Origin of the sequence: Anoxybacillus thermarum, assembly GCF_000836725.1 — a bacterium.
Taxonomy (GTDB): Bacteria; Bacillota; Bacilli; order Bacillales; family Anoxybacillaceae; genus Anoxybacillus; species Anoxybacillus thermarum.
In genome coordinates, this window is the sequence record NZ_JXTH01000124.1 from 1 (window position 1) to 1,290 (window position 1,290).

1 protein-coding gene and 1 pseudogene are annotated in these 1,290 nt (G+C 43.0%); one reads left to right on the plus strand and one right to left on the minus strand.

What is annotated here, in order from left to right; genetic code table 11:
- Positions 1 to 108, minus strand: a 108-nt coding sequence (locus tag LH47_RS17275) for a UPF0236 family transposase-like protein (RefSeq protein ID WP_407637157.1), incomplete at its 3' end; no start/stop codon positions are given.
- Positions 109 to 726: 618 nt separating this feature from the next.
- Between LH47_RS17275 and LH47_RS14605 the strand changes: the two are divergent.
- A pseudogene (locus tag LH47_RS14605) lies at positions 727 to 1,290 on the plus strand (IS4 family transposase); the annotation flags it as partial.

The following is a 1,290-nucleotide window of genomic DNA, read 5'->3' on the forward strand; positions in this document are numbered from 1 at the left end:
CTCCTCCAAAAGGGCCGCCAACAAGACAGCGAACACCTTTTGAAGAGTTCTGACTAATTGTTCCTCCAGCTCTTTTAATAAAGGCCATTCTGTGGTAAAATGTTTCATGGACTCTCTCCCTCCTGTTTTATTGATGTTGGTCATCACCATCATAGCAGGGAGAGAGTCCTTTTTGCATGACATTTGCTTTTTTCTACCGCGCTTCGCTTGGTGGCCCCGACGAGCGTCGCGAACAAAAGTTCGCAACCCTCGTCGGGGAATCATTCCTGAATGTCACCCACAAATATTTTACTCACACGCAGACCATAGCCGAAAAATCTGGACCGTCCTTGCTTTTATGATTTGGCATCAAGTATACATGGAAAAGAAATACGATTTTACAAATATATATAGAAAAGACAATATATATAGAAAAGACAAGCTGTCGCTATTAATCTAATTTGACTGATTTTCGTTGCCTGTCTTCTATTTGCACCCAAGCTTCTAAAAATTCAGCTTTGGGTGCTCTTTTATTTTTCGTACCTGTCAACGGATTATTAAAATAAATATGTTAATCATCATCCCATCAAGGAATTACAAGATCAGATTATTACATGCAATCAATGAATAATTAATAAAAGAGGGATGAACCGCATAGCCATCAAGTTAAGAATTTGGGCCTTTGTACACCGTTAAAAACATGGTATCCTTTCTAGCGAATACTCTTCGTTAGAAAGGATTTTTTCTATGGAAAATCAAATGCAAGCATGGATGAAAACCATCCGCCAACTTTTCTCGCCTGAGACATTGACTCATCTTGCTCAAGAAACAGGATTTATCCAACGAAAACGAGCATTAACGGCAGAAGCATTTTTGACTCTTTGTGCATGGGGAGATGGCTCACTGGCACAACAATCACTCCAACGGTTATGTACGTCTCTCACGCTCCGCCATGACTGTTCCCTGTCCAGCGAAGGATTGAATCAGCGCTTTACCGAGCGAGCCGTGGCGTTTTTGCGAGAAGTGTTTTTCCTTCTCCTCCAACGACAACGCCCATTGCTTTGGTCCACCATCCAAACCTACCGGACGTGTTTTACTCGCTTGCGGATTTTGGATTCGACCAGTTTTTTGGTTCCTGCCGACTACGGGGAGGACTACCGAGGTTCCGTCTCATCAGGAGCGAAAATTCAGTTTGAATATGACTTGTTGTCTGGTGCCTGTCTTCAACTATGCGTTCAATCGGCCAATGACTCGGACGCCCGTTTTGCCTATCATGCCCAGCACACGATTTTGCCGAATGACCTATGTATT